This window comes from Plantibacter sp. MPB07, assembly GCF_046619465.1.
GTDB lineage: Bacteria > Actinomycetota > Actinomycetes > Actinomycetales > Microbacteriaceae > Plantibacter > Plantibacter auratus.
The window spans coordinates 578,653-604,665 of the sequence record NZ_CP177043.1 but is presented as its reverse complement, the minus strand read 5'-3'; the positions used below and the strand labels follow the sequence as shown (position 1 = coordinate 604,665).

Genomic DNA, 26,013 nt, shown 5'->3' with positions numbered 1-26,013 from the left:
CCACGAGGAGGTCGTCATGACCGGACCGCAGCAGGGACCCGTTCCGGGTCCCGCCCAGTTCCCCACCGCCGCCGCACAGCAGCCCATGCTGCCCGAGCCGGGATGGGTACGGGCGCTCGACCGACTGCTCTGGGTCCAGCGACCGGTGGTCGTGGCGCACATCCGCTCGATCCGGCGAATGTACCCGAACGCGACAGCCGACCAGCTCATCCGCGTCCTGGAACGCCGGTACCTCACGACGGTGACGACGACGGGAGCCGCCGTCGGCGCGACCGCTGTGGTCCCGGCGATCGGGACGGCGACGACCCTTGCGCTCTCCGGTGTCGAGACGGCGGGGTTCCTCGAGGCGACCGCCCTGTTCGCCCAGTCGGTCACCGAGGTCCACGGCATCGCCCTGGCGGATCCGATGCGATCCCGCGCGCTCGTCATGACCATGATGCTCGGCAAGGCCGGAACCGATCTCCTGCGCAACTTCGGATCCCAGGCGGCCGGCAAGGGAGTCCCGCGGCAGGCGTTCTGGGGCCAGACGATCACCCAGGGTCTGCCGTCGATGATCGTGGGTCCCGTCGCCGACCAGCTGCGGGTGCGCTTCGTGAAGCACTTCGCGGCGAGCGGCAGCGCCGGTGTCATCGGCAAGGCGCTCCCCTTCGGCGTCGGAGCGGCCGTCGGCGGTATCGGCAACCACATGCTCGGCCGACAGGTCGTCCGTGCCGCGCGCCAGGCGTTCGGACCGGCGCCGTTCGTCGTCCCACTCGACCTCGAGCCGCGGATGCGGGCCGTCTCCGGCCGGTCGGGCCTCGGGAAGATCCGCGACCAGGTGTTCCGACGCCGGAAGCACCTGGCCATCGAGTCAGGCGGCGATGCGGCCGTCGGCGACGGGTCCGAGCAGCGCCCCTGACCACCCGAGGCGAGCTCCGGATCACTCCCGACCGGGCCGCCCGGGATGCGGCATCCCTCCAGGTCCATCGCGTACCGTCGGAGGGTGAGACTTCCCTTCCTGCGCCGCCCCCAGAAGCCGTTCCCGGAAGGTCGCCACTTCGCGGTGACCTGGGGCCTGTCGGACGACTTCGGCGGCATGACCGAGGCGATGCTCCAGCGCTCCCGCGCGTTCATCAGACTGGCCGACACCCCGGTCGACGTCCTCACCTTCGACCACCGACCGGACTACCCCGAGTTGGCGTCACGGCTGCGCACGCGCGGAGACCTGATCGACGGACTCCGGGTCGTCAACCTCTGGGACTGGCTGCGTGACAACCCTCTGCCGGGTGGGTCCCTCGACCTGGCGCGCCACGGGTTCACCCCGCTCCCCCTGGACGACGTCGGCACGGAACGACGCCGCGGTGACGCCGTCCTCAGCCGCGAGCGACACGACGACGCGGGTCAGATCCTGCAGGTGGACGTCTACCGACCGGACGGCACCCTGCTCCTGTCCGACCGCCGCGACACGCGTGAACAGGGTGTGAAGGGCGGCCGCTCGGTCGTCCTCTGCGACGAGCTGGGTCGTCCCGTCCGCTCCTGGGGACGCATCTGGTCCCTGTACCGCGCCTGGTTCGACGCGCTCACCGCGGGCGGGCCGGCCTGGATGATCGTCGACAGCAAGACCATCGCCCCGTTCGTCCTGAGCTACCGGAAGCGCAATGTCGTCACCGCGCACGTCGTGCACGCCTCGCACCTCCAGGGCACGGAACGGCCACACGGTCGGCTGCGGGAGTCGCGGCGAGCGGTGTTCGAGGCGCTCGACGACTTCGACCTCGTCGCGCTCCTCAGTGATCGGCAGCTCGCGGACGTGACGACCATGCTCGGCGAGCACGCCTCGCTCAGTGTCATCCCGAACTCGCGCGAACTCGTCGCCCCGGAGGTCGCACGCGCTCCTCGGCCTCGCAGCCGCGGGATGTTCCTCGGCTCGCTCACGGCCCGGAAGCGGCCGGCGCACGCGATCCGCGCCGTCCTCGCCGCCACGTCCACGGACGGGCCTCCCCCGACGCTCGACGTCTACGGCGGCGGCGAGCTGCTCGACGAACTGCAGTCGCTCCTCATCGCCGAAGACCCGGAGCACCGCGTCGTCCTCCACGGCTACGACCGCTCCGCCCGGCAGCAGCTCGGCTCGGGTTCGTTCCTCGTCATGACCTCGACCTCGGAGGGCTTCCCGCTCGTGCTCATCGAGGCGATGGCAGCCGGGTGTCTTCCCATCGTGGTCGACGTCCCCTACGGACCGGCCGACATCGTCCGCGACGGTTGGAACGGGTTCCTCGTGCCGTCCGCGGAACCGGCCGTCGTGTCGGCCGCCATCGAGCGCCTGCTCGCCCTTCCTGAAACCGAGGTCGACGCGATGCGTCGCAACGCGAGAACGACCGCGGAGCAGTACGACGACGAAGCCGTCACCCGTCGGTGGGCTCAGGAGTTGCACGCGGCCGCTCGTCGGAAGAAGCGGAACGCGCTCGTCCCTCGCGTCGGCTGAGCATCCGGGAGCGCACCGCCGCGACCCCCGTCTGCACCCCTCGGCCGACGCGGCGCGCCAGGCCGTGGGACGGACGCTCGACGAGCTGGAAGAACCCGGCGGCGATCAGCAGGCTGAGTGGCACGCCCACGATGCCGACCAGCCACCAGCGCTCATCGCCGAACATGAAGGCGAGCGTGGCCAGGATCGGGGCGTGCACGAGGTACAGGCTGAACGACACCTTGCCGAGCCAGAGGACGGGCGGGGTCTCGAGGAGCCGCCGGGCGAACGGGCTTCCGATGGCGACGACGATGAGGCCGGCCGCTCCCACGCCCGACAGACCCCAGAGCGCCTGACCCAGCGTGGAGGAGGACTCGACGAACGGTCGGGAGAGCCAGCTCGCGACGAGCAGGAGTGCGGAGCCGCCCGTGAGCAATGCCCACTGCAGGGGGCTGGACCGATCCGCCGCCCAGGCGCGGAGGTCGTCGAGCCGGACGGCGATCAGCGTACCGATGAAGAACGCCGGCAGGTACACGGCGGCGTCCAGTCCCGCGACCCGTCCGAGCACCATGATCACGGACATCAACGCAGCGACCGGCCACGCCCAGCGGCGCAGCAACCGAGCGAGCAGGACGGCGATCGGGAGGAGGAGCGTGAAGATCAGCTCCCAGCGCAGCGACCACAGGGTGTTCACCAGGGTGTAGCTCGCCGGTGTCAGGGTGGCCTCCGTCAGGAGGTGCAGCGGGTCGACGCTCGTCGCGTTCGCGTTCGCGATCCACTCACCGGTGGTCACCGAGGCGGGATCCCTCGGGATGAGCAGGATGAGTGCGGCGGCGAACAGCAGCGATCCCCACACGGGGAGGTAGAGCCGCACGAACCGCGCGGCGAAGAACCCCGGCCAGCTCGCGCCGCCTCGCAACAGCGGGAGCGCGACGACGAGACCACTCAGGACGAAGAACACCTGCACCGCCTCGGTGCCGGCGAAGAGCAGCTTCAATGGTGTCTCGGTCGCGATGTCCCAGGCGGGCTCCGAGATCCGGCCCGTCGCGAAGGGTCGTGCGAGCAACGACACGTGGTAGAGCACCACGACGACGCTGGCGACACCACGGACTCCGTCGAGGGAGGCCAGTCGCCCGGAGGACGGATTCACCTGCCCGACCCTACGCGGTTCTCCTGGGCGCGGACTCAACGGCTCAGGGCGCCTCAGGCGCGTCCTTCGTCGTCGTCATCCTCGTCTTCGTCCTCATCGTCCTCATGCTCGTCGAGCTCCGGCCGGCCATCGGCGTGCGCGAGGGCGAACCGTTCCCATTCCGACATCAGATGCTCGATGGCGCTGTGGAACCTCGCCGTCGTCACCCCGGGCGTCGTGTCGCCGAAGTAGTACTCGACCCAGTGCTGCAGTCGCGCGACCGTCTCGGGATCACCGAGGAGTCGGTCGACTCCGTCGACGATGTCCGCTGCGTCCGAGGCATCGAGCCATTCACACGACGAGAGGTACCCTCCGGTGTCGATCTCCGCCTCCGGGTTCACGGGACGGGTGATCATGAGCGGCTTCCCGCTCGCGAGGCGGTCGTAGACCATCGCGGAGATGTCGACGATCGCCGCGTCAGCTGCCGCCAGCTGCCAACCGAGGTCGGCACCCGTGTCGACGACGTGCTGGGCCGAGGCGTCCGCTCGGTTCGCCTCCTGGAGCGCGGCCATGATCTCGCGGTTCGCGCTCGCGTACGCCGGATCGACGACACCGCTCCTCGGGTGCGGGCGGTACACGACGCGGTGCCGCCCGGTCGCGATGAGCGCTCGGACGAGGGCCACGCCGTGGCTCGCGATCGAGCCGTATGCCGCGGCCGCGCGGTCGCCCTCCCAGGTGGGCGCGTACAGGACCACGGTCCGCTCGTCGGGCGTGTACGGCAGTTCGCCCGAGTAGTGGTCCGCCTGCGGGCGGCCGATCATGATCGCGCGCTTGTCGAAGTCGTAGTCCCAGAGCACCCGCTCCAGCCGGTTCCTCGCCGCTTGGCCGGCGATGAGGCTGTAGTCGTAGGCCTTGAACTGGTTCGTGGTCATGTACATCTTGTCGCTTTCGCCATGGTTGACGAAGACGTGCCAGCGGGAGCCGTAGCGGAACATCTGGAAGTTCTTGGCGTTCTGGTTGACGTACAGCACGACGCGGATGTCCTGTTCGGCCAGCGTGCGCTCGAGGGCGACGACCGTCCGGACGTAGGCCGTCGGGATCGGCGACTCCTCGAACAGCTTCGCCGCAGCCGTCGCACCGCGACTGAGGATGAGGACGGGCCACTGCTTCGACAGTTCGGCGAGCGGCCGGTACCACTGTCGGATCTGGTACATGTTGACGGCACCGTCCGCGAAGTACACGGCCACCTTGTAGCGCCCCGGCTCGATCACGGGCGCCGCCTGCATCTGCGCCGCGAGGACGGCTCTGGCCCGGCGGTTGGCGAGCAGGTCCTTGGCGAGCGTGATGGCACGACGACCGTCTCTGATCAGTCCCATGTCAGCTCCAGCATCCGTCAAGCGTAACGACGCCAGGTCACGGTGGGATCACGACGGGCCCCCGCCACTCAGATGACCGGAGGTCGCCCTGCGCGCGTCATCCGCCAGACCGTCCGCCAGCGCAGTGGACGACGTTCGCCGGGGTCCGTCCGCCACCCCTCGCGCCAGCCACCGAACCAGGGACGGAGGGCCTCCGGCTTCCGCCACCACCGGATCACCTGGATCGCGGTCCAGGAGCCCACGTACAGCGGGATGAGCGGCACCGGGAGGTTCCGCCGCGCGAGCCAGACCCGGTTCCGCGCGTTGAGCCGGTAGTAGGCGGTGTGCCTCGTCGGTTCGGTCACGGGGTGGTTCGCTTCGAGGGACGCCTCGTACCAGGCTCGCCTCCCCTGGTCCCAGACCCGCCAGGCGAGCTCGATGCCCTCATGCGCGTAGAAGAACGGATCTGCCCATCCACCGACGGCGTCGAACACCGACCGCGGCAACAGGACGGCCGCTTCGAGGCAGGAGAACACGGCGCTCGAATGCCCGGGGTCCTTGTCGCGGGTGCGCGGCACCCAGCGGGACGGCGTCGCTGCACCGTCCGCGTCGGCAAGCCGGGGCTGGATGAGGCCGATGGAGCGGTCCGCGTCGAGCATCGCGATGGCGTCGCGGAGGAACGTGGTGGACGGGATGGTCGCGTCGTCGTCGAGGAAGAAGACGTACTCCCCCTGCACGGCGTCGGCACCACGGTTGCGGCCGGCCGGGATCCCGAGGTTCTCCGACAGGGCCAGGCCTCGAGCGCCGTGCGGAAGTCCGGTCGGCTGCCAGCCGTTGCCGACCACCACCACGTCGAGCTCCACCGCTTGCTGGGCGAGCACGCTCTCCACGGCTGCGGTGAGTTCGACCGGGCGGGTCCCCTGCGTCAAGACCACGACGCCGACGGAGCGCGTGACCGGGATCGGGCCGGACATCACGCGTGGAGCCGCTTCGACGAGACGATCGCGATGAAGTGCCCGACGAGCGTCAGGAACGCGAGCGGAACGAGGATCGCGAGCACCCAGCGCATCGCCTCGACGTCGCCGACGAACAGGCCGACCACGGAAGCGGCGAAGATCACCATGGTGAGCTCGACCGAGTGGAACAGCCGGTGGAACGGGAGGAACCGCGCCACCGTCCGAGCGGTAGCGAGCAGTCCCCCGCGCGGCGCCGACTCCTCGGTCGAGTAGGTGAGTTTCGGCGCCCCGAACCCGGCGCGGGCGACCCGCACCATGTCGTTCAGCGCCTTGTTGAGGACGACGAACAGCGCGAGTGCGAATCCGAGGGTGATCCAGACGAGGTCTTCGGGCGCATCGACCGGCCACGCGGCGGCACGGATGCCGAGGGCGATCGCGATGAGCGACTCGGTGGAGTAGTGGCCGACCGAGTCCAGGAACGCACCGGCCGGACTCGACGTCCGCCGCCAGCGCGCGACCTCACCGTCGCAGCAGTCGACGAGCATCTGCGTCTGGCCGAGCACGAGCGCGAGGGCCGCGCCCCCGAATCCGGGGATGAGGAGCGCGGCGGCCGTGGCCCAGCCGGTCAGGATCATCAGACCCGTCACGCCGTTCGCGCTGATGCTCGTGCGCAGCAGCAACCACGTGACGTACGGCGACAGGTCTCGCAGGTAGAGGTCGGCCGTCCAGTGCTCGGCGTTCTTCCGCGCGCGGACCTCCGGCGGTTGCGCCACGGCACGGAGCTCGGCGATCGTCCGCGGGGGCGTGAGCCTCGGACCGGTTCCGGCCGTGCTGGGATCCGACATCTAGACCGCCTTCGGTGGATTGCGCAGCGCGGAGATACCCTTCGCGAGCGAGCCGTAGCCGAGCACGAACCCCGTGCCCCAGCAGAAGTGGATGCACGGCAGGACGGCGAGCATCCAGAGGCTCGTGCGTACCCCGTCCCGCCCGGTGACGACGATGCTCGCGAGCAGCACGATGGCCGCATAGGCGATGGGGGCCGCGAACCCGAGGAGCAGCCACGGCGTCGCCCCCGCACCCAGCTGGACCAGGCCTCCGAGCCCGAGCAGCGTGCCGAGCACGATACCGAGCACCAGGACCGGCGGCGCGAAGTAACGGAGCGTGCCGCGGGTGGGGAAGCTCCGGCTGAGCTCGCCGCGCCAGAGTCCGGTGGAGAAGAACTGCCGCGCCAGGGCGCGCATGCTCGCACGCGGGCGGTAGACGACGCGCAACGCGGGCGTGAACCAGACGAGGCCGCCGGCCTGCTTGATCCGGCGGTTGAGCTCCCAGTCCTGTCCGCGTTTGATGCGCTCGTCGAACATGCCCACCCGCATGAGCATCTCGCGGTCGAAGACCCCGAGGTAGACGGTGTCGGCAGGCCCCTCTCGACCGCCGACGTGGTGGGGCGTGCCACCGAGCCCGACGCGCGAGCCATACGCCCGCGCCACCGCCGTCTCGAAGCTCGTGCGCCCCTGGGCGTCCATGATGCCGCCCACGTTCTGCGCCCCCGTGCGGAGCATGGTCTCGACCGCGAGTCGCGCGTAGTCGTCGGGCAGCTCCGAGTGGGCGTCGACCCGGATGACGATCGGATGCGTCGACGCGGCGATCGCCAGGTTGAGTCCGGCCGGGGTCGACCCGACGCGGTTCTCCAACACGTGGATGCGCGGGTCGGCCGCCTGGAGCTCTCGGACGAGCTCGGTCGTGCCGTCGATGCTCGGCCCGACGGCGATCGTGATCTCCACGTCGCCGGCGTAGTCCTGCGCCAGGAGGCTGTCGACGGCTGCCCGGACGTGGCGGACATCGTTCAACACCGGCATCACGTAGGAGACTCCGGGCGACGACGGTGCGTCGGCCTGGCCTGTGTCGTTCGACATGGGGGTTCACTCCGTGTTTCGTTCGATCGAGCCTAGCAGCCGGTCGTCGGGGTGGCCCGGACGCGGAGGACGCCCGCACGGTGGCCGTGCGGGCGTCCTCCGGGGCCTGACGCCCCGGGTGTCAGAGCGCGAGCTCGCCGAGCGTGACCTCGGCGGTCTGCGAGTCGTTGCCGCGGGTGAAGGTGAGCTTCGCCGTCGCCCCCGCCGCGAGCGCCCGCACCTGAGCGGTGAGGTCGTTCGCACCCGTGACCGGGACGCCGTTGAACTCGGTGACGATGTCCCCGGACTTCAGACCCGCGGCCTGCGCGGCGCCGTTGTCGGTGACCTTGTCGATGAGCGCGCCGGCGACCGTGCTCTTGGCGTCGCTCGAGGCGTCCTTCACGGTCGCGCCGAGCAGGCCGTGGGTCGCCTTGCCCGTCTTGATGATCTCGTCAGAGACGCGCTTGGCGATGTTCGCCGGGATGGCGAAGCCGACACCGATGCTGCCGCTCTGCGACGACGAGTCGGTGCTTCCGGCGCTCGCGATCGCGACGTTGACCCCGATGAGCTTGCCAGTGCCATCGACGAGCGCGCCACCCGAGTTGCCGGGGTTGATCGCCGCGTCGGTCTGGATGACCGCGATGGAGATCGAGGAGGTCGGCGCGGTCGGGGTGGTCTGCCCCGGCACGTCGAAGTTCCACGGGCTCTGGTTGTCGCCGTTCGAGTCGCCGGATCCGCCGTCGTCACTCGATCCGGAGTCCGGAACGGCGGAGGAGGCGACGGTGATGCTCCGGTTGAGGGCGCTGACGATGCCGTCGGTGACGGTCCCCGCCAGTCCGAGCGGCGCACCGATCGCGACGGCCGTCTCGCCGACGTTGAGCTTGTCGGAGTTCGCGAACTCCATCGGGCTGAGACCCGAGGCGTCCTCGAGCTTGATGACCGCGAGGTCGTAGATCGGGTCCGTGCCGACGATCTTGGCGTTGTACAGCTTGCCGTTCGCATCGGTGACCCGGATGGTCGGGTCGGCGACCTGGCCGTCCAGGGTGACCACGTGCGTGTTCGTCAGGACGTAACCGTCCTTGCTGAGGATGATCCCCGAACCGGTACCGGCGCTCTGCCCGCCCTGGACCGAAAGGGTCACGACGCTCGGCCCGGCCGTCGCGGCGATGGCCGTGGTCAGGCTCACGTCGGCGTCGTCGTTGATGGTGAACGCCTTCGAGCCAGCCTCGTTGCTCGAGACACTCGACTTCGTCGCGTTCGTGACCCAGAGCGTCGCCCCGGCGCCTGACGCTCCTCCGATGAGGGCGCCGACGGCGAGCATCGCGACCATGCCCGCGAGCGGGCGGTTGGTCTTCTTCGTCCGAGCTGCCGGTGGCGTCGGGACGCCGGGGTGCTGCCCGGTCGGCTGCTGGGCGTACGGGGACGCACCGTAGGGACCGTGCTGCTGACCGGGCTGCGGCTGGGCCGTGGGCTGCTGGCCGGTGGGCTGCTGGTACGCGGCGTACGGGTTCGGCTGCTGCTGACGGGAGAAGGCTGCGGACGGGTGCTGCGGCGCCTGCTGGTACGGCGAGCCCTGCTGGGCCGCGCCGTACGGCTGCTGCGTCGGCTGACCGGCGGGCGGTGCGACCGGTGGCATCGCGGTCGGGGGCGGGAAGTACGCTCCTGAGGTCGACGGCCGTGCCTCGCCCGCGGGAGGCACGGTGCCGCCCGCCTGCTCAGCGGGTGCGGACTGCGGCGCGGTCTCACCGTTCGGGGTGGACTGGGGGTGTTCGGCGGGCTGCTGTCCGTCTGCGGTGTCGGTCATGGCGATTCTGCTCCTTCCAAGCGCAGTCAGCTTCCCGTGCTGAGCTGAGTGTTTCATTCGCGCCCGCTGTGCGCCGGCTAGGGCTTCGCCGCAAGGACCTGCGCACGGTGTCCTAGATTGGGAGCGGCCCGCGCCCGCGGCCACGGAGGGAGATCCACATGGTGGTTGACGGACCCTGGCGGCGCACCGCCGAAGGCGCCGGCCTCGTCGACGAGGACGGACACGTCTCGTCGACGATCTTCGCGGAGATGAGCGCGCTCGCGATGCAGACCGGAGCCGTCAACCTCGGCCAGGGGTTCCCCGACGAGGACGGACCCGAAGCGGTCCTGGCCGAAGCGGTCGCGGCCATCGAGCGCGGCGAGAACCAGTACCCACCCGGCCCGGGCACCCTCGACCTCCGCACCGCGATCAGCGAGCACCAGCGACGGTTCTACGGTCTCCAGCCCGACCCGCAGGGAGAGGTGCTCGTCACCGCCGGAGCGACCGAGGCGCTCGCCGCGACCCTGCTCGCCCTCGTCGAGCACGGCGACGAGGTCGTGACCTTCGAGCCGTTCTACGACGCGTACGGCGGACTCATCGCCCTCGCCGGCGGCCGGCACCGGACGGTCAAGCTGCGCGCACCCGACTTCCAGCCGGACCCGGACGAGCTCCGCGCCGCCGTCACCGACCGGACCAGGATCATCCTGGTCAACACGCCGCACAACCCGACCGGCACCGTCCTCGACCGCGCGACGCTCGACCTGGTCGCCGAGTTGGCGGAGCGCCACGATGCGATCATCGTGACTGACGAGGTCTACGAGCACCTGACCTTCGACGTCCGGCATGTCCCCATCGCGACGTTGCCGGGTGCCGCCGAACGTACAGTCACGATCTCGTCTGGTGGCAAGACCTTCAGCACGACCGGCTGGAAGATCGGCTGGTTGAGCGGACCCCGCGAACTCGTCTCGGCCGTCTCGACGGTCAAGCAGTACCTCAGTTACGTCAACGGTGCTCCGTTCCAGCCGGCGATGGCGACCGGACTCCGACTGCCCGACGCCGCGTTCACGGCCATCGCCGACGGCCTGCGCGGCAAGCGGGACCTCCTGAGCGCTGGCCTCTCCGCCGCCGGGTTCGACACCTTCCGGCCGGACGGCACCTACTTCATCGTGGCCGATGCGGCACCGTTGGGCTTCGACGATGCTGCGGCGTTCTGCCGGGCACTGCCCGAACTCGCCGGCGTCGTGGCGGTACCTCTGTCGGCGTTCTGTCTCGACCGGCACGACCCGGACTACGCGTCGCTGGTCCGGTTCGCGTTCTGCAAGCGCGTCGAGGTGCTGGAGCGGGCCGTCGACGGCCTCGCCCGACTCCGCAGCTGACGCTCCGATGCACACGACGACGGGCACCGGATCGCTCCGGTGCCCGTCGTCTCGTCGATCCGCTACTTGGTGAGCGAGTCGACGTACTCCTGGTTGTCGCTGATCCACTGCTTGACGACCGGCGCGTAGTCCTTGGAGTCACCCTCGTTGAACATCGCGTTCTCGAGCGAGAACAGTCGCTCCGAGTCGAAGTCGAAGTCCTTCAGCCACCCGGCGAGCGTGGGGTACTCGTCCGCGAAGTCGGCCTTGCCGAAGCTGTGGATGCCTTCGGCATCCCCGAGGGCGCCCTTCGGGTCCTCGAGGTCCTTGATCGGGAACGCGTCATAGGCCCAGTGCGGACGCCACAGCGTGACGGCGATGTTCTCACCGGCGTCGGTCGCGGCCTTCAGCTCCGAGAGCATCGCCGGGGTGCCCGAGGTCAGGAACTTCCAGTCGTCGAGGCCGTACTCGGGGATGACCTTGTCCTGGGTGGCCTCGGTCAGTCCGGCACCGGGGTCGATGCCGACGAGGCGGCTGTCGAAGAGGTCCGCGTTGGCCGCGAGGTCCTCGAGCGAGTCGACAGGGGCGTCCTCGTTGACGGCGATCGTGAGCTTGGCGTCGGTGTTCCAGGCGCCGAGGTCGACGACGTCGTCACCGAATTTCTCGATGTAGCTCGCGTGCGTGGTCGGCAGCCAGACGTCGAGCGTCAGGTCATAGTCACCGGTGCTGAGGCCGGAGAACACCGGGGCGGGCTCCGCCTCCTCGAGGGTGACGTCGTAGCCCTGCTCCTCGAGCACGGCCTTCCACAGCTCGGAGGCCGCGATGCCCTCGTCCCAGCCGCTGAACACGGCGATGGTCACCGCCTGCTTGTCGCCGTTCTCGAGCGTCTCGTCCGAGGCGCCCGCGGAGCAGCCGGAGATGGCGAGCGTCGCCGCCGCCCCCGCTGCGATGGTGGTTGCGATCTTGGTGCGGTACTGCATGTTCGATGATTCCTTTCGTCCCGCGTGACGCGGGGATCGGTGTCGTCGGATGGAAGCTGTGTGCCGGTGGGTCACCGCACGGCGGTCGGCGACTCGGCGGGAGTGCGCTGCTCCTCACCTGAGGCGGTGCTGTCGGTCGTCGTGGTGCTCGAGGCAGGCGCCGGTCGGATCCCGCCGGGCGAGGACGGGGCAGCCTTCATGCGCTTCCCGCGCTGTTTGCGACCGCCGCCGAGGGAAGCCGTGAGACGGTCCAGGAAGATCGCCAGGATGACGACCGACAGGCCCGCTTCGGAGCCGAGCTGGATGTCGATCCGGGAGAGGCTCTTGACGACGTCGCCACCCAGACCGCCGGCGCCGACCATGCCGGCGATGACGACCATGGAGAGCGAGAGCATGATGACCTGGTTGACTCCGGCCATGATGTTCGGCATCGCGAGCGGCAGCTGGATCTGGCGGAGGATCCGCCACGAGGAAGCACCGAACGCGTTGCCGGCCTCGACGACCTCGCGGTCGACGTTGCGGATCCCGAGTTCCGTGAGACGGACGGCCGGGGCCAGCGCGAAGACGATCGTCGCGACGATGCCCGGGACGACGCCGATGCGGAACAGGATGAGCGCGGGGATGAGGTAGACGAACGCCGGAGTCGTCTGCATGAAGTCGAGCAGCGGCCGGATGATCGACGACGCGACCTTCGAGCGGGCTGCCAGGATGCCGAGCGGGATCCCGATCACGATGGCGATGAGTCCGGCCACGAGCACGAGCGAGAGCGAGTCCATCGCGTTGTCCCACTGCTCGACGCCGACGATGATCAACAGCCCGACCGCGGAGCCGACGGCGAACACCGGGCCCCGTGCGACGAAGGCCAGCAGGGCGGCGACGATGATGATCACCCAGAACGGCGGACCGCTGAGCACGAGGTCGACGCCGTCGTACAGCCCCTGGAAGACGCTCCGGATGACGTCGAAGACGGGCTGGAAGACGTCGGTGATGAAGTCGACGAAGGCTTCGACCCACGCACCGATCTCGGGGCGGGTGATGGCGTCCAGGAACCCGGACGACTGGAGACGGATGCCGTTCATCGGACACTCCCTTCCGGCAGGCTCGCTGCCGGTTCGGCGGCGCTGGTCTCGATCGACGAGGTCACGTCGTCGGGGTGCTGCGGGTCCTCCGCGGTCGACCGCAGGGTCGCCGTGATGAGCTCGACGGGCACCGTCGCCGGCGGCCCGACGAGGCTGATCTCGTCCGTGTTGGTCGGGACGTTGCCGACGGCGGCGAGCAGGGTCACCCGCGGGACGACGCCGAGCAGGCGCGTCCGCTCGTCCACGACCGCGACGGGCAGGGCGCTCTCGACGGCGGACTCGAACAGGTCGACGAGCGCCGCCTCCGGCGAGACCGTGGCGAGGTCGGCGGTGATGACGCTGCCGAGCTCGTGGTCGCCGGCCCGGACGAGACGCAGCACGTCCTTGTCGCGGACGACACCGAGGAGCTGCCGACCCGGACCGACCACGAAGGCGGTCGAGGTCTGCAGGTCGCGCATGATGCGCAGGGCAGCCCGGGGTCCGGCGGATGCGGAGACGACGGAGCGCGCGGGTTCCATCACGCCACCGGCGGTCAGGACGCGGGCGCGGTCGACGTCCTGGACGAACTGGGCGACGTAGTCGTTCGCCGGGTCGGTCAGGATGTCGTTCGGGGTGCCCACCTGGACGATCCGGCCGTCGCGCATGACGGCGATCCGGTCGCCGAGGAACATCGCCTCGTTGAGGTCGTGGGTGATGAACACGATGGTCTTGCCGAGCTCGGCCTGCAGCTCGACGAGCTGCTCCTGCATCTCGCGGCGGATGAGGGGATCGAGCGCGGAGAACGCCTCGTCCATGAGGAGGATGTCGGTGTCCGAGGCGAGTGCGCGGGCGAGGCCGACGCGCTGCTGCATCCCACCCGAGAGCTGGCCCGGGAGCTTGTCCTCCCAGCCTGCGAGCCCGACGCGCTCGACGACGGCCTGGGCCCGCTCGCGTCGTTCAGCGGCCGGAACACCCTTCACCTCGAGTCCGTAGGCGGTGTTCTCGAGCACCGTGCGGTGCGGCAGCAGGGCGAAGTGCTGGAAGACCATCGAGATGTTGTCCTGTCGGACCGCACGCAGCTGCTTCGAGGACACCCCCGAGATCGGCTTCCCGGCGATGGTCACGGTGCCCGCCGTCGGCTCGAGCAGGCCGTTGAGCATCCGGATCAGCGTCGACTTGCCCGAGCCGGAGAGGCCCATCACGACGAAGATCTCGCCCTGCTTCACCTCGAACGAGGCGTCGATGACGGCTGCGGTGGTCCCGCCGGAGGCGAGTTCGTCACGCGAGGCACCGGCCTGCAGGCGTTTCACGGCTTCCTTCGGCTTCCTGCCGAAGACCTTGTACAGTCCCGTCGCGGAGACGGCAATCGTTTCGGTCATGTGTTCTCCTGGAAGCGCACGCGGAACCGCGGTGCGCTCTTCCTGTCGATCGTCAGGCCGGGTCGAACGGCTCTCGATCCGCCCCATCGGCGCACTGATGGACAGCGCGCGGGCTCGGATCACGTGGGGCGACAACGGCTACCGCGTGGCGTTCGACCGTACGTCCAGCACGCCGTCACGGGGCGACAGGGGGCGGGACGCGGTTACGTAGGTCAGCCCTTGCGGGCCGTCGACAACGCTAACGAAACTCACAGCTGCTGGCTAATCGACGATCCCCCAAAAGGCGGACATCGCGCACGGCCTCCATGGCAAAACCGAACATGGTCAGGGTTTTCCGCCCGAGTCCTTCGTTATGCGTTCGTGACCTTCGCCCGGCCGGTACAGCCGCGGGTCGCCCTCACTCCCCCACCGCGACGCCGATGAACGAGTGATCGAACACCAGGCTCGTGCGGGTCGAGGCGACCGTCGGATCGGCCGACAGGTGCTCGACGACGAAGTCGCGGATGTGGGCGCTGTCCCGCGCCGCGAGATGGATGACGAAGTCCTCGGAGCCGCCGAGGAAGAACACCTGCACGACCTCCGGGAGCTGTCGGATGCCGGCGCTGAACTCGGCGATACGGGCGCGAGCCCCCGCCCTGATGTTGACGCTGATGAGCGCCTCGAGACCGAGCCCGACCGCGACCGGATCGATACGCGCCGAGAACCCCGTGATCACGCCGCGGTCGACGAGCGACCGCACTCGGGCGACACACGTCGAGGGGGCGATGCCGACGAGCTCCGCCATGCGGGCGTTCGTCATGCGTGCGTTCTCCTGCAGGAGCCGCAGGAGTGCGTGGTCGACGTCGTCGAGGTCCGCGCGTCCGTGCAGATTGTTCGTCATCCTGCGCCCACTCTCTTTTTCAGCCGAATCATCATCGAGTTCAGACACGAATTCCGCAAAAACTGCGGTGTTCATTTGACTGAAACGCAGCAACCTCAGAATAGTCCCACACCGTCCACCGACGAGCGGGAGAGCCGAGCCTTGGCCCAGCCTGCGAGAGGAACCAGCCATGCGAATCGGCATCCCCACGGAGATCAAGAACAACGAGAACCGGGTCGCGGCGACGCCCGGCGGCGTCCACGAACTCGTCCGACACGGCCATGAGGTCGTCGTCCAGGCGGGCGCCGGCCTCGGGTCCGGCAATCTCGACGAGGCGTATCGTGCCGCCGGCGCGACCATCGCCACCGACGCGGCCTCCGTCTGGGCGGCGGGCGACCTCCTACTCAAGGTGAAGGAGCCCGTCGCCGCCGAGTACGACTTCCTGCGGGCCGACCAGACGCTCTTCACCTACCTCCACCTCGCGGCGGACCGTCCGCTCACCGACGCCCTGATCGCCTCTGGGATCACCGCGATCGCCTATGAGACCGTGCAGCTACCCAACCGCTCCCTGCCGCTCCTGCAGCCGATGAGCGAGGTCGCAGGACGACTGTCCACGCAAGTCGGCGCCTACCACCTCATGCGCGCCACCGGTGGACGAGGGATCCTGCTGGGCGGCGTGCCCGGAACCCCCAAGGCGAAGGTCGTCGTCATCGGCGGCGGGGTCGCCGGCGAGCACGCCGCGGCCAACGCGCTCGGCATGCAGGCGGACGTCACGATCATCGACATCTCCATCCCTCGCCTGCGCGAGCTGGAGAACCGCTTCAGCGGGCAGATCCAGACCAGACCGTCATCGGCGTACGAGATCGCGGAGCAGCTCCGCGACGCCGACCTCGTCATCGGCTCGGTGCTCATCCCCGGGGCTCAGGCCCCGAAGCTCGTCACCGACGCCATGGTGGCGGACATGAAGCCCGGCTCGGTGCTCGTCGACATCGCCATCGACCAGGGCGGCTGCTTCGAGGGCTCACGGGCGACGACGCACGACGACCCGACGTTCCGTGTCCACGACAGCCTCTACTACTGCGTGGCCAACATGCCCGGCGCCGTCCCGGAGACCTCGACGCGCGCGCTGACCAATGCCACGCTCCGGTACGCACTCGCCATCGCCGACCAGGGCACGGGAGCAGCAGTGGCGGCCGATGCAGCGCTCCGCGCGGGCGTCAACATCCACGCGGGTGCGGTCACCAACGCCGGCGTGGCCGCGGCGTTCGGCCTCCCCGTCGCGACGATGGACTGACCCGCCGCCCGCCGACCGCAGGCGACCATCCCCGCAAACGACGAAATCCCGGTCTCGAGGAGACCGGGATTTCATCTTTTCTGTTGCAGGGGCAGGATTTGAACCTACGACCTCTGGGTTATGAGCCCAGCGAGCTACCGAACTGCTCCACCCTGCGGCACAAGAGATAAAGCTAGCATGCATTCTGAGGGCGTGCAAATCGCGTGCTGCTGAGCACTCCGATTCCGGCCGAATCCCTCCTCCTGGAACGCCGAACGGCGCCGCCCGTCAGGGCGACGCCGTTCGGATTGCAGGCTCGGAATCAGCCGTTCAGCAGTGCCAGCGCCTGCGCCAGCGCGTCGGAGATCTTCTTGTCAGCCACCCCGTAGGCAGCCCAGTCACCGCTCGCCATGGCCGCGTCCTTCTCGACCATCGCGGCCTTCGCCTGGTCGAGCAGCGTCTTGATCTGCGCGTCCACCGTCGGGTCACCCGTGCTCGGGGTCGAGCCGGTGTCGGTTCCGCCGCCGGTGTCCGTGCCGTCCGTCGGGGGCGTCGTGCTGTCGCCGGGGACGTTGGTGTCACCCGCATCCGCACCCGAGTCGCCGCCGAACAGGACGTCGAGCGCCTCGTCCAGCGTGTCTTCGAAGGCGATCTGGTCGCCGAAGGCGACGAGCACCTTCTGCAGGAGCGGGAAGCTCGTGTCGCCGGTGGACTTCACGTAGACCGGCTGCACGTAGAGCAGACCGCCACCGACCGGCACCGTCAGCAGGTTGCCGTTCAGCACCTCGGTCTGGCCCTGCTTCAGGATGTTGATCTGGCTGGACACGCTCGGATCGGAGTCGAAGGTGTTCTGCACCTGGCCGGGACCCGGCACGGTGTCGTCCTTCGGCAGGGTCAAGAGCCTGATCTTGCCGTAGTCGGAGCTCCGCTTGCCGTCCTCGGCACCGGCGTTCGCATCGACCGCGAGGTAGCCCGTCAGCACGTTCCGCGACTGCTCACCGCCCTGACGCGGGATGAACGTGGAGTACAGGGAGAAGGACGGCGCGTCCTGCTCGGGCAGCTGCATCGTCAGGTAGTACGGCGGCTGGTACTTCTTCTCGGTGTCGGTCGACTGCGGGTCGTTGGGGGTGACCCACGCGTCCTCGCTCGAGTAGAACGATCCGGCGTTGGTGACGTGGTACTGGCCGAGCACCGAACGCTGGACCTTGAAGAGGTCGGCCGGGTACCGCACGTGGCTCATGAGGTCGCCGGACATGTCCGACATCGGCTTGACCGTCGACGGGAACACCTTCTGCCAGGTCTTGAGGATCGGATCCTGGTCGTCCCAGCTGTAGAGCGTCACCTTGCCGTCGTACGCGTTGACGGTCGCCTTCACCGAGTTCCGGATGTAGTTGACGTCGTCGAGCGCGTAGTTCTGCGCCGGCGTGACCGAGTCGGAGATCGTGTCGGACAGGCTCACGGTCTTCGAGTAGGGGTAGCTGGCGCTCGTCGTGTAGCCGTCGACGATCCAGACGATCTGACCGTCCACCACGGACGGGTAGGGGTCGGAGTCGAGCGTCAGGTAGGGAGCGACCTTCTGGACCCGGGTGAGCGGGTCGCGGTCGTAGAGGATCTGCGACTGGCTGTTCACGGAGTCGGAGAGGAAGATCTGCTCCGACTGGAACTTGAGCGCGTAGACGAGCTTCTTGAAGACGTTGTCGAGCTTGGGCCCGCCATCACCGTCGAAGGTCGTGTAGGTCTGCGACTCACCCTGGGTGCCCGACGGGTAGTCGAGCTCCACCGGGTCCGCGCCCTTGGGAGCGCCGACGATGGAGTAGTCCGGCGACTGCTCACCGAAGTACACGCGCGGTTCGAAGTCGCCGAGCGCGCCGGTGGTGGGGATGCCCGACTCGAGGAAGACCGGCTCACCGGAGGCCGAGCGCTGGTTGCCGTAGGCCGCGACCAGACCGTACCCATGGGTGTACACGACCGTGTTGTTGATCCACGACTGCGAGTTGTCGAGGCCGGCGACGTTCAGCTCGCGGACCGCGACGACGGCGTCCTGCGTCTTGCCGTCGATGTTGTAGCGGTCGACGTCGAGCTGCTTGTCGAAGGAGTAGAACTGCTTGAACTGCTCGAGCTGCGCGACCGAGGCGCTCACGAGCGACGGGTCGATGATCCGGATGTTCGCCGTGGTCTCGGCGTCCTGACGGAGTGCTCCGGGGGTCGCGTCGGTGGTGGCCGCGTACTCCTCCTCCTCGACGTCGGCGATCCCGTAGGCGTCGCGGGTCATGTCGATGTTCCGCTTGATGTACGGCGTCTCGAGGCTCTTCGCGTTCGGCTCCACCTGGAAACGCTGGACGATCCACGGGTAGAGGCTGCCGACGATGAGGGACGCGACGATGAGCAGCGCGGTACCGACGAGCGGCAGACGCCAGCGGCCGGTGAACGCGGTGACGACGAACAGGACGGCGACCATGAGCGCGATGCCGGCGAGGATGACCCGACCGGGGATGGTCGCGGCGACGTCGGTGTACGAGGCACCGGTGATGAGCGTGCCGGTGTCGTTCAGCGTCGTGTACTGGTCGAGCCAGAGGCTGACGGCCTGCAGGATCAGGTACAGCGCGGCGAGCACCGAGATCTGCACGCGGGCCGCCATGGAGATCCAGACCTCACGGCTGACCACCCGGATGCCTCCGTAGAGGTAGGTGACGACGGCGGTTGCGATGAGGGCGATCAGGACGACCGCCGAGGAGAAGGCGACCACGGCTTGGAAGAACGGCAGGTCGAAGAGGTAGAACGACACGTCGAGGTTGAACTGCGGGTCCTTGGTACCGGACGGGGTGCCGTTCATCCACAGCAGCACCAGCTGCCAGCGCGAGGCCGCGGCGACACCGCCGAAGAGCCCGAAGAGCGCCGGGATGCCGTAGGTCGCGAGTCGGCGGAGCGGCTCGACCACCTGCTGGTAGCGGTCGACCTGCGAGCTGAGCTTCGCGTAGACCGGACGGGTCCGGTAGGCGATCTCGATGGCCAGCCAGACGGGGAGGGCCATCCCCACGAACCCGACGAGGAACATGGCGATCGCCGCGATCCACTGCGTGGTCAGGACCTCGGTGAAGCCGAGCTGTTGGAACCACAGCAGGTCGGCGTAGAACCCCGAGAACACGAAGAACCCGATGAGGAGCGCGGCGATGATCGCCACCGTGATCGCGATCGGGGCGCGTCGGCGCTGAGTGGACAGGGGCTTCTCTGCTGCTGCGGATGTCACGTGTGGCCTCTTCAGATAGGGGTCGTCCCACCCATCCTAAAGCGGCCGGGCTGGGAGAGCGCCCGAAGTGGTCAACCAGCCGAGCAGGTGGGCAGCTTGCTCGTGTCGGCTCCGTCCGCGATGGCCTTGAGCGCTGTGAGCGAATCGTCGAGGGTCTTCACCGCGAAGACCGTCAAGCCGTCGGGGACGTGTCCGGCGACCTCGTCGCAGTTGCTCTCCGGTGCCAGGAACCACTCGGCCCCGGCGTCCTTCGCGCCGAACAGCTTCTGCCGGATGCCGCCGATCGCGCCGACGTTCCCGTCGGCGTCGATCGTCCCGGTACCGGCGACGTCCTTCCCGCCGTTGAGCTCACCCGGGGTGAGCAGGTCGATCATGCCGAGCGCGAACATCATGCCGGCGCTCGGGCCGCCGACGTTGTCGAGCTGGATGGTGATGTCGACGGGGAGGTCGTAGGTGGTCTTGGTACCGATGCCGATCACGGTCGAGGTCGTCCCGTCGGACGCGGTCGCGGTCGTCGGCGTGATCTCGACGGTGCTCGCCACTCCCCCACGCACGATGTCGAGCGTGACCGGCTTGTCCGTACCGTTGGCGTTGATCGCGTCCCGCAGGCCGGCCAGGCCGGTCACGGGCGTGCCGTCGACCGCGACGATCTCGTCGTCGAGCCGCAGCACCCCCTGCGCGGGCGCACCCTCCGCGATCTGTGCCACCACGATGTGCTCGGGAACCTCGTACCCGAGCTCGCGCAACGCCGCCGCGACCGAGTCCTGCTGCGAGTCGACCATGAGGGTCGCGTTCTGCTCGTCGCGCTGCTCGGTCGTGACGCCGGGCGGGAAGTAGAGGTCCATCGGCACGACGGCGCGGCTCGGGTCGAACCAGGCCGAGACGATGTCGAGCCAGCCCGGGCTCCGTTGCGGGTTCCCGACCAGCTGGACCGTCAACATGTCGAGCGTGCCGCCCGTGTCGTAGGTCTGCTCGTCGTGGACCTCGATGAGCGGGACGTCGCCGTCGTCACCTTCGGTCGTACCCAGCACGTTGAACACGGGACCCGGCTGTTCGATGACGTACGGCGCGGGAACCGCCGACAGCACGCCGAGGAGGACGAGCGAGAGGCTGAGCACGATCCAACCGAACCGAGCGCGACGATTGCGACCCTGACCGGTCGGCGCCGAAGCGGTGGGAGCCTCATCGGCGAAGAGCGACATGCAAGCCTTCCGGAGTGTTCGCGGTGGGCGGAAACCCGACCAACCATACCCCGGCGATTCTTCAGCGAGGTGCGACTAGCGTAGAAGGCCCAGCACCGAGCTATCTGAGAGGCGGCTGACGTGCCAGAGGATTCCGACAAGAGTCCGGAGGACGAGTTCCGCGACATGCTCCGCGAGCTCCTCTCCGGCAACGGTTCGTTCGACCCGAGCCAGCTCGCCGGCGCCGCCGGCCTTCCCAGCGATCCGGCCAGTCTCGCTGCGCTCATGTCGCAGCTCCAGGGCGCACTCCGCTCCGGTGGCGACGGCATCAACTGGGACACCTCGCTCCAGCAGGCGAAGACCATCGCCGGGGACGGCTCCCAGGACACGACGCCCGAGCAGCGTGCGGCGTTCGAGCAGGCGTTCCACATCGCCTCCCTGTGGCTCGCCGACGTCACCGACGTGGCCGAGCTGTCGAGCGAACCGGCCCTGTACACGAGGACGCGCTGGGCCACGAAGACGATGCCGTTCTGGACGCAGCTCGCCGAGCCGGTGGCCACGAACATCGCGAACGCCCTGACCGGCGTGCTCACGGAACGCGCGCCCGAGGAGCTGTCGAGCATGATCGCGAACGCCGGACAGCTCGTCCGCGGCATCGGCGGCACGCTCTTCGCGATGCAGCTCGGACAGGTCGTCGGTCAGCTCTCCAAGGAGGTCGTCTCCGGCGGCGACATCGGCATCCCACTGCTCGACGACAACGAGGCCGCCCTGGTGCCCCAGAACGTCGCCGACTTCGGCGAGGGTCTCGACATCCCGGCGGATCAGGTCCAGATCTACCTCGCGGTCCGTGAACTCGCGCACGCACGACTCTTCCGCCACGCCCGCTGGCTCCGCCTGCACCTCATCTCCTCGATCACCGACTTCGCACGCGGCATCCGGATCGACACCGAGCGACTCGAGGAGCTCGCCGAGAGCTTCGACCCGTCGAACCCCGAGGAACTCCGAGAGGCCATGACGAGCGGTGCGCTCATCCCCGCCCGAACCGAGGCGCAGGACGCGAGCCTCGCCCGACTCGAGACGACGCTCGCCCTCATCGAGGGCTGGGTCGACGTGGTCACCGCGGCAGCCACCGAGCGTCTCCCCCGCTCCGCGGCCATCGCGGAGACCGTCCGCCGACGCCGCGCCGCCGGTGGGCCGGCCGAACAGGCCTTGGGCGCGCTCGTGGGACTCGAGCTGCGACCTCGCCGGCTGCGCGAGGCTGCGCAGATGTGGCAGCAGGTCACCGACGCCGTCGGTACCGCGCAGCGCGACGCCCTGTGGTCGCACCCCGACCTCGTGCCGACCGCAGCCGACATCGACGCCCCGGAGGCGCTCATCGCGCGCCTCGAAGCTGAGGCCAGGGGCGAGCGTCCCGAGCAGGACGAGATGGATCTCGCGCTCGAAGACCTCCTCCGTGGCGAGGAACGCGGCGGCCAGCACGACGACGAGCCCGGTTCGGAGCCCTCCGGCCCGAACGGTGCCGGCGGCCCCCCGGTCTGATCCACGGCGACGCTCCACAGCTCGTCCTTCCGGGCGGGCTGTGGAGAGTGCCGACGCGACCGGTCGTCGACCCGCCATCATCGATGGATGACGACGCGCCTCGATCCCAGGAGACCGCTGCTCTGGCGAACCCCGCACAGCCTGCAGGTGGGAGTCGATGAAGCGGTCGTGCTCGACAGCGTCCGGACCGAGACCGAGCAGGTCGTCGCGGCACTGCGTGCCGGCTTCCCGGCTCTGGTCGAACGACGACTCGCGGACGCCCTCGACATCCCAGCCCACGAGATCGATCGCGTCCTCTCGACGCTCGACCCGGTGATCGAGCACGGCGGCCCCACCTCCGGCCCCGCCGTGACGCACCGGGTCGTCGTGGACGGCGCGAGCCTGGCGGCCGAGCTCCTCCGACGCCTCCTCTCCGAGCAGGAGGCGGTCGCACTCATGCCACCGGAGTCCGGGTCGACCGGAGCCGGGTCGCACCCTGGCCGGGTCGACGTCGCCGTCCTCGTCGCCGACTTCGTCATCCCGCCGAGTCGGTACACGCGGTGGCTGCGCGACGACGTCCCGCACCTGCCGGTCGTGTTCAGCGATCGTGTCGTCCGGATCGGGCCGTTCGTGACACCCGGCTCAGGGCCGTGCCTGCACTGCGTCGAGCTGCACCGCACCGACGACGATCCGGCCTGGCCGGCCGTCGCCTCCCAGCTTCTCGGGCACCGCTCGCCACTCGACACCCAGCTCCTCGGTGCGGAGGTCGCGACCCGCGTGACCCGTCTGGTGCTCCGACACCTCGACGCGTCCCAGCCCATCCTCGCGAGCACCCAGCTGGTGGTCGACGCCGCGACCGGTGGGGTCAGGCGCCGCGTCGTCCGGGAGCACTCGAGGTGCGCATGCCGAGCTCTGCCAGGAATCGCGACGGCTCGCGACGACCACCGCGTTGCTGCGTCTCGGACCAGGACAGGTTGAGCAGCCGCTTGGCGCGCGTGATGCCGACGTAGAGGAGCCTCCGTTCCTCGTCCGCCTGCTCGAACTGTTTCGCGTAGGAGATCGGCAGATAGCCCTCGGAGAGCCCGATGAGGTGCACGGCCTCCCACTCGAGGCCCTTCGCCGAGTGCAGGGTCGCCAGCGTGACCGCCTCGACCGTCGGCTCGTGCTGCGCGGCCTGCCGCAGTTGCAGCTCATCCGTGAAGGCGCGGAACGAGGTCCCCTCCGGCGCCTGGTCGACGAGCCCCATGATCGCGTTGAGCGACTCCCAGCGGTCGCGCACCGCGCCGCCGCCGTCGGGCGGGTCCTGGCTCCAGCCGAGCGACCGGAGCACGTCGCTCACGGACTTGAACAGGGGCTCACCACTGATCGAGACGGAGGCAGCGCGGAGCTGGAGCAGGGCCTGCCGTACCTCGGGCAGCTCGAAGAAGCGCTTGGAGCCGTGCATGACGTAGGGGATGCCGGCTTCGCCGAGGGCCGTCTCCAACGCCGCCGCCTGGACGTTGATCCGGTAGAGCACGGCGATCTCCGAGGCCGGGACGCCCGCCTGCAGCTGCACGAGGATCTCCGAGGCGACGCCTCTCGCCTCGGACAGCTCGTTCGGGTACTGCCGCAGGCCGACCGCCGGCGTCTCAGGGCGTGCGGTCTGGGTGCCCTCGTCGTCGCGTGCGGTGGCCGCTGAGAGGTGCAACGCCCCCGGGCGCCCCCGCATGAGCGTGTTCGCCGCGGCCACGACCGGCGGGGCGGAGCGGTAGTTGCGCTCGAGCCGGACGACCGTGGCGTCGTGGTACCTGGTCGGGAAGTCGAGCAGGTAGTCGGAACGGGCACCGGCGAAGGAGTAGATGGTCTGGCTCGCGTCGCCGACGACGCACACGTCCCGTCGACCGCCCAGCCAGAGTTCGAGGAGTCGGTGCTGCAGCGGCGAGACGTCCTGGTACTCGTCCACGACGAAGAAGCGGTACTGCTCGTGCACCTGCATGGCGACGGCGGGCTCGGTCTCGATCATGCCGGCGCAGGCGAGCAGGACGTCCTCGAAGTCGATGCGTCGGCGCTCGTCCTTCAACTGCTCGTAGGTCTCCTGGAGCGAGACGACCTGCTCGAGGGACAGCTTGGCCGGCAGCGGCCGGTTCGACGCCGCATACTGCTCGAGGGTCAGGCCGGACACCTTGCGCCATTCGATCTCGCCTGCCACGTCGCGCAGGGTCGCGGTGTCGACCCGCAACCGGAGCCGTTCGGCCGCGTGCCCGAGCACCCGGCCCTTGCTCTCGACGAGCGCGGGCACCTGACCGCCGACGACCTGGGGCCAGAAGAAGTTCAGCTGCGAGAGCGCGGAGGCGTGGAAGGTCCTGGCCGAGACGCCCTCGGCTCCGAGCGCCCGGAGCCGACCACGCAGTTCAGCAGCGGCGCGGCTGGTGAAGGTGAGTGCCATGACGCGCGACGCCGTGTAGGTCCCGGTCGCGACCCCGTAGGCGATGCGATGGGTGATCGCGCGGGTCTTGCCGGTGCCTGCGCCGGCGAGCATGCACACGGGTCCGCGGAGCGCCTCCGCTGCGACGGCCTGGTCGGGGTCGAGTCCGGCCAGCAGTTCGGCCGGACTGCTCATCGGGGCCCCTCGGTGGTGCCGCGCCTCATCGAGACCAGGATCCGCGAAGCCACTCGTCGATCACGGCTCGTGCGATCGACGACGGTCCGGGGAGGATGACGTCGGTGGCCGGGTCCTCGAGTTCCTCCCGCGTGAACCACCGGAGGTCGAGGATCTCCTGGCCGTCCGGGACGAGCGCCTCCGGATCCTGATCCTCCGCGAGCGGGGCGACGAAGCCGAGCATGAGCGAGCGCGGGAACGGCCACGGCTGCGAACCGAGGTAGACGGGAGTGCCGAGACGCATCCCCGACTCCTCGAAGATCTCGCGGGCGACGGCTTGCTCGAGAGACTCGCCGGCATCGACGTAGCCGGCCAGCAGTGAATACCGGTTGTGCTCCCACATCGCGTTCGACCCGAGCAATATCCGTCCCTGAGGATCGACGACCGCGACGATGACCGCGGGATCCATGCGCGGGAAGAGTTCGTTGCCGTCGACCGGGCAGTGCCGTGCCCAGCCGGCGTTGCGGACGGTGGTCGGCGAGCCGCAGTGCGCACAGAACGGCTCGGCTCGGTGCCAGCCTGCGATCGCCAGCGACGTCGCCAGGATCCCGACGTCGCGGTCGGACAGCCGGTGTCCGCTCCGACGGAGGTCGAACCAGCGGTCCTCATCCTCGGTGATCGCGTCGGCGTCGGCGTCGGCGAGGACCCACAGCAGGATGTCGGTGCCCGGTGGTGTCCCCGGGCTGTCCTCGACGGTGCTTCCGAGGTAGACCATGAGCTCCGGCTCGGGCAGGTCCGAGGGATCCAGGAGGTCGAGCGCGTCGCCGGTCACGAGTGCGCGCCGGCCGCGGAGGACGACGGCTCGGGCGTTCGGATCGACCCGCAGTCCGTCGAGCACGTCCGGTCGTGAACGGAGCTCGCCGTGACGGTCGAGTCCGCCTCTCGCAAGCGGTAGACCGGCGAGTGCGCGAACCTGAATCGTCATGGACAACCTCTCTGAGGGCGTGGCGAGCGCGGCTCACCGGGACGGCCC

The 26,013-nt window shown here is 69.4% G+C and carries 20 protein-coding genes and 1 tRNA gene; 6 read left to right on the top strand and 15 right to left on the bottom strand.

Going from position 1 to position 26,013, the window contains the following annotated elements; genetic code table 11:
• The first annotated feature begins 16 nt into the window (after positions 1–16).
• Together ACLIME_RS02840 and ACLIME_RS02835 are read left to right on the top strand one after the other, a co-directional pair.
• Positions 17–898 (top strand): hypothetical protein, encoded by an 882-nt coding sequence (locus ACLIME_RS02840; RefSeq protein WP_124769034.1) that lies wholly within the window; start codon positions 17–19, stop codon positions 896–898.
• 84 nt (positions 899–982) lie between these two features.
• A complete protein-coding gene (locus tag ACLIME_RS02835) occupies positions 983–2,458 on the top strand; it encodes a glycosyltransferase (protein ID WP_411558151.1) in 1,476 nt (491 codons plus the stop codon).
• Here the strand turns inward: ACLIME_RS02835 and ACLIME_RS02830 are convergent.
• The 6 genes from ACLIME_RS02830 to ACLIME_RS02805 all read right to left on the bottom strand — a co-directional run bounded on the left by ACLIME_RS02830 (position 2,379) and on the right by ACLIME_RS02805 (position 9,573).
• Positions 2,379–3,587: an acyltransferase family protein gene (locus ACLIME_RS02830; RefSeq protein ID WP_411558150.1), complete on the bottom strand. Its 1,209-nt coding sequence runs from the start codon at positions 3,585–3,587 to the stop codon at positions 2,379–2,381. The genes ACLIME_RS02835 and ACLIME_RS02830 overlap by 80 nt on opposite strands.
• A 53-nt stretch (positions 3,588–3,640) precedes the next feature.
• Positions 3,641–4,942, bottom strand: coding sequence for a CDP-glycerol glycerophosphotransferase family protein (locus tag ACLIME_RS02825; protein ID WP_079705569.1), 1,302 nt, complete (start codon positions 4,940–4,942; stop codon positions 3,641–3,643).
• Between the two features lie 68 nt (positions 4,943–5,010).
• Positions 5,011–5,895, bottom strand: coding sequence for a glycosyltransferase family 2 protein (locus ACLIME_RS02820; RefSeq protein ID WP_124769031.1), 885 nt, complete (start codon positions 5,893–5,895; stop codon positions 5,011–5,013).
• Positions 5,895–6,722 carry a CDP-alcohol phosphatidyltransferase family protein gene (locus tag ACLIME_RS02815; protein ID WP_079705567.1) on the bottom strand — a complete coding sequence of 276 codons (828 nt, stop codon included), beginning with the start codon at positions 6,720–6,722 and terminating at the stop codon, positions 5,895–5,897. Before ACLIME_RS02815 ends, ACLIME_RS02820 begins: the two co-directional genes overlap by 1 nt.
• The gene (locus ACLIME_RS02810; RefSeq protein ID WP_079705566.1) at positions 6,723–7,790 is read right to left on the bottom strand and encodes a glycosyltransferase family 2 protein; all 1,068 of its coding nucleotides are present in this window, start codon (positions 7,788–7,790) and stop codon (positions 6,723–6,725) included.
• A gap of 121 nt (positions 7,791–7,911) precedes the next feature.
• Entirely contained in the window at positions 7,912–9,573 is a 1,662-nt protein-coding gene (locus ACLIME_RS02805) for a trypsin-like peptidase domain-containing protein (protein WP_071260997.1), read from the bottom strand.
• A 158-nt stretch (positions 9,574–9,731) separates the two neighbouring features.
• Here ACLIME_RS02805 and ACLIME_RS02800 point away from each other — a divergent pair, with 158 nt between their 5' ends.
• The gene (locus tag ACLIME_RS02800; protein WP_411558149.1) at positions 9,732–10,928 is read left to right on the top strand and encodes a pyridoxal phosphate-dependent aminotransferase; all 1,197 of its coding nucleotides are present in this window, start codon (positions 9,732–9,734) and stop codon (positions 10,926–10,928) included.
• A 62-nt stretch (positions 10,929–10,990) separates the two neighbouring features.
• Here ACLIME_RS02800 and ACLIME_RS02795 read toward each other — a convergent pair whose 3' ends face one another.
• From ACLIME_RS02795 to ACLIME_RS02780, 4 genes are all read right to left on the bottom strand, one after another.
• Positions 10,991–11,887: a glycine betaine ABC transporter substrate-binding protein gene (locus tag ACLIME_RS02795; RefSeq protein ID WP_411558148.1), complete on the bottom strand. Its 897-nt coding sequence runs from the start codon at positions 11,885–11,887 to the stop codon at positions 10,991–10,993.
• Between the two features lie 71 nt (positions 11,888–11,958).
• Complete coding sequence (locus ACLIME_RS02790) at positions 11,959–12,966, bottom strand: ABC transporter permease (RefSeq protein WP_274499677.1); 1,008 nt, start codon at positions 12,964–12,966, stop codon at positions 11,959–11,961.
• Entirely contained in the window at positions 12,963–14,324 is a 1,362-nt protein-coding gene (locus ACLIME_RS02785) for a quaternary amine ABC transporter ATP-binding protein (RefSeq protein WP_411558147.1), read from the bottom strand. Before ACLIME_RS02785 ends, ACLIME_RS02790 begins: the two co-directional genes overlap by 4 nt.
• A gap of 397 nt (positions 14,325–14,721) precedes the next feature.
• Positions 14,722–15,204: an Lrp/AsnC family transcriptional regulator gene (locus tag ACLIME_RS02780; protein WP_079705560.1), complete on the bottom strand. Its 483-nt coding sequence runs from the start codon at positions 15,202–15,204 to the stop codon at positions 14,722–14,724.
• 169 nt (positions 15,205–15,373) lie between these two features.
• Here ACLIME_RS02780 and ald point away from each other — a divergent pair, with 169 nt between their 5' ends.
• On the top strand, positions 15,374–16,477 hold the full coding sequence (gene ald / locus ACLIME_RS02775) for an alanine dehydrogenase (protein WP_411558146.1): 1,104 nt from the start codon (positions 15,374–15,376) through the stop codon (positions 16,475–16,477).
• Between the two features lie 83 nt (positions 16,478–16,560).
• On the opposite strand, the gene ACLIME_RS02770 is transcribed toward ald, so the two are convergent.
• The 3 genes from ACLIME_RS02770 to ACLIME_RS02760 all read right to left on the bottom strand — a co-directional run bounded on the left by ACLIME_RS02770 (position 16,561) and on the right by ACLIME_RS02760 (position 20,905).
• Positions 16,561–16,634, bottom strand: a tRNA-Met gene (locus ACLIME_RS02770).
• A 144-nt stretch (positions 16,635–16,778) separates the two neighbouring features.
• The gene (locus ACLIME_RS02765) at positions 16,779–19,703 is read right to left on the bottom strand and encodes a UPF0182 family protein (RefSeq protein WP_124769026.1); all 2,925 of its coding nucleotides are present in this window, start codon (positions 19,701–19,703) and stop codon (positions 16,779–16,781) included.
• A gap of 71 nt (positions 19,704–19,774) precedes the next feature.
• Positions 19,775–20,905, bottom strand: coding sequence for a PDZ domain-containing protein (locus tag ACLIME_RS02760; protein WP_159878268.1), 1,131 nt, complete (start codon positions 20,903–20,905; stop codon positions 19,775–19,777).
• A gap of 120 nt (positions 20,906–21,025) precedes the next feature.
• Between ACLIME_RS02760 and ACLIME_RS02755 the strand changes: the two genes are divergently transcribed.
• Positions 21,026–22,423, top strand: a complete 1,398-nt coding sequence (locus ACLIME_RS02755) for a zinc-dependent metalloprotease (protein ID WP_411558145.1) — start codon at positions 21,026–21,028, stop codon at positions 22,421–22,423.
• Between the two features lie 87 nt (positions 22,424–22,510).
• Positions 22,511–23,380: a TOMM precursor leader peptide-binding protein gene (locus tag ACLIME_RS02750; protein WP_411558144.1), complete on the top strand. Its 870-nt coding sequence runs from the start codon at positions 22,511–22,513 to the stop codon at positions 23,378–23,380.
• Here ACLIME_RS02750 and ACLIME_RS02745 read toward each other — a convergent pair.
• Both ACLIME_RS02745 and nudC read right to left on the bottom strand, forming a co-directional pair.
• Positions 23,268–25,001 (bottom strand): ATP-dependent helicase, encoded by a 1,734-nt coding sequence (locus ACLIME_RS02745; protein ID WP_192005220.1) that lies wholly within the window; start codon positions 24,999–25,001, stop codon positions 23,268–23,270. The two genes, ACLIME_RS02750 and ACLIME_RS02745, sit on opposite strands and share 113 nt — an antisense overlap.
• Positions 25,002–25,026: 25 nt before the next feature.
• Positions 25,027–25,965: an NAD(+) diphosphatase gene (gene nudC / locus ACLIME_RS02740; RefSeq protein WP_138946730.1), complete on the bottom strand. Its 939-nt coding sequence runs from the start codon at positions 25,963–25,965 to the stop codon at positions 25,027–25,029.
• Positions 25,966–26,013 lie beyond the last annotated feature (48 nt).

Excerpts from the sequence above, each read along its gene's own strand:
- ACLIME_RS02815 (WP_079705567.1), bottom strand. The coding sequence starts at position 6,722 with ATGTCGGATCCCAGCACGGCCGGAACCGGTCCGAGGCTCACGCCCCCG.
- ACLIME_RS02820 (WP_124769031.1), bottom strand. The coding sequence starts at position 5,895 with ATGTCCGGCCCGATCCCGGTCACGCGCTCCGTCGGCGTCGTGGTCTTG.
- ACLIME_RS02745 (WP_192005220.1), bottom strand. The coding sequence starts at position 25,001 with ATGAGCAGTCCGGCCGAACTGCTGGCCGGACTCGACCCCGACCAGGCC.
- ACLIME_RS02800 (WP_411558149.1), top strand. The coding sequence starts at position 9,732 with ATGGTGGTTGACGGACCCTGGCGGCGCACCGCCGAAGGCGCCGGCCTC.
- ACLIME_RS02795 (WP_411558148.1), bottom strand. The coding sequence starts at position 11,887 with ATGCAGTACCGCACCAAGATCGCAACCACCATCGCAGCGGGGGCGGCG.
- ACLIME_RS02760 (WP_159878268.1), bottom strand. The coding sequence starts at position 20,905 with ATGTCGCTCTTCGCCGATGAGGCTCCCACCGCTTCGGCGCCGACCGGT.
- ACLIME_RS02810 (WP_079705566.1), bottom strand. The coding sequence starts at position 7,790 with ATGTCGAACGACACAGGCCAGGCCGACGCACCGTCGTCGCCCGGAGTC.
- ACLIME_RS02750 (WP_411558144.1), top strand. The coding sequence starts at position 22,511 with ATGACGACGCGCCTCGATCCCAGGAGACCGCTGCTCTGGCGAACCCCG.
- ald (WP_411558146.1), top strand. The coding sequence starts at position 15,374 with ATGCGAATCGGCATCCCCACGGAGATCAAGAACAACGAGAACCGGGTC.
- nudC (WP_138946730.1), bottom strand. The coding sequence starts at position 25,965 with ATGACGATTCAGGTTCGCGCACTCGCCGGTCTACCGCTTGCGAGAGGC.
- ACLIME_RS02840 (WP_124769034.1), top strand. The coding sequence starts at position 17 with ATGACCGGACCGCAGCAGGGACCCGTTCCGGGTCCCGCCCAGTTCCCC.
- ACLIME_RS02785 (WP_411558147.1), bottom strand. The coding sequence starts at position 14,324 with ATGACCGAAACGATTGCCGTCTCCGCGACGGGACTGTACAAGGTCTTC.
- ACLIME_RS02790 (WP_274499677.1), bottom strand. The coding sequence starts at position 12,966 with ATGAACGGCATCCGTCTCCAGTCGTCCGGGTTCCTGGACGCCATCACC.
- ACLIME_RS02780 (WP_079705560.1), bottom strand. The coding sequence starts at position 15,204 with ATGACGAACAATCTGCACGGACGCGCGGACCTCGACGACGTCGACCAC.
- ACLIME_RS02825 (WP_079705569.1), bottom strand. The coding sequence starts at position 4,942 with ATGGGACTGATCAGAGACGGTCGTCGTGCCATCACGCTCGCCAAGGAC.
- ACLIME_RS02805 (WP_071260997.1), bottom strand. The coding sequence starts at position 9,573 with ATGACCGACACCGCAGACGGACAGCAGCCCGCCGAACACCCCCAGTCC.